Consider the following 2,998-nt stretch of genomic DNA (forward strand, 5'->3'; position numbering starts at 1 on the left):
GTATAATAAACAGTACTAAAAGAAAAATCATTGGATAATTCAACGTTAGTAATATTAATATAATCTATTTGATCATTTTTAATAATATCATTAACTACTTCTACTAAGATCTCATGAATCAATTTAGCTCTTCTTTTATTAGTAATACTCATTATTTTATTATCACTTTCTCTAATTTAGATGTTTCTATTATATCATTAATTTGAAAATTATTAAAATTCTCTAATAAAATACCACATTCATATCCTTGTGAAGCACTGGAAATATTATTTTTTAAATGTTTTAAAGAAATAATTTTACCTCGATAAATAATCTTTTTATTACGGATCACTTTCGCCAAAGCATTACTATAAATAGTACCATTAATCACGTAACAACCAGCAATATTTTCGTTAATAGAACTAATATGAAAAATTCTACGAATTTCTGCTTGTCCAGTAACTTTTTCTTCCATAAGCGGTTTCATTAATTTTTTGATTTCTTTTTCGATATCTTCCACAATTTTATAAATGATTTTGTAATCTTGAATGATTATTTTTGTACTTTGAGCTAATTTTTTAATTTCACTCCTTAATGGATTATTAAAATTGATTAAAATAGCATTAAATGTTTTAGCTAAATCAATATCATTATCTGTAATCATGCCAACTGCTTTTTTCACAAAATTAATTTTAATTTCATCATTATTTAATTTTGCTAAAGTTTCTTGAATTACTTCAATACTACCTTGCGTATCTGTTTTCAAAATAATATTTAAATATTGAATAGGATTTTCATTATCTAATTCAAAAACATTTTCTTCTATTTTATTAGCTTCTATATATAATCTTTTATTTTCTTGTAAAATATTTTTTCTTTCTTCTACTATTTTTGTAGCTATTTTTAGTTCATCGACAATGATAAAAGAATCGCCTGCTTGGGGAACTTGTGACAATCCTGTAATTAAAACAGGTTGTGAAGGAAAACTTTCTAGTAATTGTTTTTTAGTATGATCTTCAATAGAACGAATTTTACCAAAAGTATTACCAGCCACAATAATATCCCCTTTACGTAGTATGCCTTGAGATGAAATTAAAGTTGCAACAGGGCCTTTATTTTTATTCAAACTAGCTTCTAAAACTACGCCACATGTGACTTGATTTAAATCTGTTTGGATATTTTGCATTTCACTTATTAATAAAATAGTTTGTAATAAATTATCTATTCCTTTTTGATGAAGAGCTGAAATTTCAATATAAGGAGTTTTACCACCCCATTCTTCAGGGGTCAATCCTAAATTAGATAATTCAAACATAATATTTTCTTTTTTATTATTCGTTTTGTCAATTTTATTAATGGCTACCACAATTTCCACATTAGCATTTTGAGCATGTTGCACTGATTCTATTGTTTGTGGTTTCACTCCATCATCTGCAGCCACAACTAAAACACAAATATCAGTGATTTGAGCTCCACGAGATCTCATTTGTGAAAAAGATTCATGTCCAGGACTATCTATAAAAGTTATTTTATTTTCTTTATAAACTACTTCGTAAGCACCAATATGTTGTGTAATTCCTCCGAATTCTTTATCAACCATTCGTGTTTGACGAATCGAATCTAAAAGAGTAGTTTTTCCATGATCAACATGTCCCATAACAGTCACAATAGGAGTACGGTGAATTAAATGTGGTTTTACAGAAGCTGTTACTGGTTTAGTTTTTTCTACATTGAAATGAGTTTTTGGTTCTGAATAAATCACTTGAAAATCTAATTCACGGCTTAAAATTTCAATAATATCCTTAGTTATTAGTTGATTAATATTAGTTTTAATTTTTGATTGAATTAATTTCTTAATTAAAAAAATATTAGAGACTTCTAAAATATTCGATAAATCTTTGATAGTATCTTTAGGGTTGAAAATATAATTTTTTGTTTTTACTGGATTGTGTGATAGATTTTGTTGTTTTTTTTCTGTATTCATATTTTATCTTTCTTCTTAAATATTTAAAATTAAAATCATTTTCTTAAGGTAATCAAAACTTTTCATATTTGTTGATCGTTGTTATAACAAAGATATACCTCTTTTGAATATTAAGTAATAGTTTTAATTTTGATATTCCATTTGGTTGCTTGAGTAGCTAATTTGACATTTTGGCCTGATTTACCAATAGCAATAGAAATTTGATTCTCAGCAACTAAAGCTAAAGCAGTTTTGTTATTTTCGTTAATTTCGATAATATCAACAATTTTTGCCGGTTTTAAAGAATTTTTAATTAATTCTTTAGGATCATTATCCCAAAGAAAAATATCAATTTTTTCTCCTTTTAAAACATCAATAATACTTTTAATACGACTGCCGTTTTTTCCAATACAAGCTCCTACAGGATCAATTTTATCATCTTTAGACAAAATCCCTATTTTGATTCTCTCTGAAGGAATACGAGATATCCCCTTAATGACTATTAAACCTTCTTGAATTTCAGGAATAAATTCTTTAAAAATTTCAATAACAAAATTTATATTGGTACGACTAATTAAAATTTTAGGCATTTTAGTGGTATTTTGAACTTCTACCACATAAACTTGAATTCTTTCGCCTATATCAAACTTATCATTAACAAGAACTTTATTTTTAGATAAAGTAGTAGTGATTTTTTTTTCTAATTCTAAAGTCCAAAAATTTTCATTAACATCTATAATTTTAGCATTGATAATTTTATTCTCATAATTTTTGAATAAATGATAAATATTTTCTCTTTGTTTTTTAATTATTTCTTCATTAAACTTATTTTTAAATTCTTTACTAGCATAAAAATTAAATTCTTGGGGATTAGTTTCTATTTCTATTAAATCTCCAACTTTAGCATTTGATTTTATTTGGAAGGCTTCATCTAAACTAATGAAAGTAATTTTTTTAGCATTTAAAAGATCATCTTTATCATATTGGTCATCATGTTCTTCTTTATTTTCTTGCATCACTAAATATTGTTTATATAAATTAAATTCTTCATAATTA

At 25.1% G+C, this 2,998-nt stretch carries 2 protein-coding genes; both read right to left on the reverse strand.

Features of this window, described 5'->3' with window-relative positions; genetic code table 11:
- Positions 1–151 precede the first annotated feature (151 nt).
- The gene (infB, locus tag AlmWB_RS01610; protein WP_050337422.1) at positions 152–1,963 is read right to left on the reverse strand and encodes a translation initiation factor IF-2; all 1,812 of its coding nucleotides are present in this window, start codon (positions 1,961–1,963) and stop codon (positions 152–154) included.
- Positions 1,964–2,073: 110 nt separating this feature from the next.
- Positions 2,074–2,998, reverse strand: a 925-nt coding sequence (gene nusA / locus AlmWB_RS01615) for a transcription termination factor NusA (protein WP_050337423.1), incomplete at its 5' end; no start/stop codon positions are given.

This window comes from Candidatus Phytoplasma phoenicium (assembly GCF_001189415.1).
Taxonomy (GTDB): Bacteria; Bacillota_I; Bacilli_A; order Acholeplasmatales; family Acholeplasmataceae; genus Phytoplasma; species Phytoplasma phoenicium.

Bases quoted from the DNA above. Each gene is read 5' to 3' on its own strand.
- infB (WP_050337422.1), bottom strand. From the start codon at position 1,963: ATGAATACAGAAAAAAAACAACAAAATCTATCACACAATCCAGTAAAA.